The sequence below is a fragment of the Candidatus Weimeria sp. HCP3S3_B5 genome (assembly GCF_052064335.1).
In the GTDB taxonomy this organism is placed as follows: domain Bacteria; phylum Bacillota; class Clostridia; order Lachnospirales; family Lachnospiraceae; genus Weimeria.
Map to the genome: position 1 here is coordinate 1 of NZ_JBQHVU010000073.1, position 600 is coordinate 600.

Sequence of the window (600 nt, forward strand, 5' to 3'; positions counted from 1 at the left end):
ATGTTCGCAAGGTTGCCCGCACCCACCTTCACCGGCCCGATCTGCGAGCCGTACTCGTCAGAGTCAAGCTCGTAGTTGATGTGGGTGGACAGCTTGAAGTGCCGCGACTTCTCAGCCTCGGCACGCAGTTGATTCTTGATGTTCAGGGAGCCTTTGGCGACGATCAGCCTGACCTTCGCGAGCACTCGGACAGGCACCTGCGACATGTCAGCGACCGCTTCGCGGACCTCGGTTACGTCGATCGATGCACCAGCCATCAGGCCCCTTTCACGATCTCGTCCACGGATACCCGGTAGGCGGTCGCGAAGTCCTTGACCGGCCACGTTTGCGCGACACGGAACCTGCGCCCCACAAGCCCTGGATCGCAGGCGTGCATGCATGTCGCTATGTCGCCGAGTTGCGGCTTGTAGCGGCTAACCGGGAGATGGAGCTGCATCCGCTGCACGACAGCCGACGATGGGCCGATGGTGGTTGACTGCTCGTAGCCCTCGTAGGTTTGGAGCTTGCCTCGCCCCTCATAGACGACCTCTCGCATAGCCTGGTCGCTGTAGCCGGACTCGGACATCTCACCCGTGTCCCGCTCAATGCGCCATTGTGAGG

Annotated in this window: 2 protein-coding genes; both read right to left on the reverse strand. The window is 61.8% G+C overall.

Going from position 1 to position 600, the window contains the following annotated elements; genetic code table 11:
- On the reverse strand, window positions 1–257 hold a 257-nt coding region (locus ACTNCK_RS11775; protein WP_441082910.1), incomplete at its 3' end, for a hypothetical protein.
- On the reverse strand, window positions 257–600 hold a 344-nt coding region (locus tag ACTNCK_RS11780), incomplete at its 5' end, for a DUF6093 family protein (protein ID WP_441082911.1). The genes ACTNCK_RS11780 and ACTNCK_RS11775, both read right to left, overlap by 1 nt.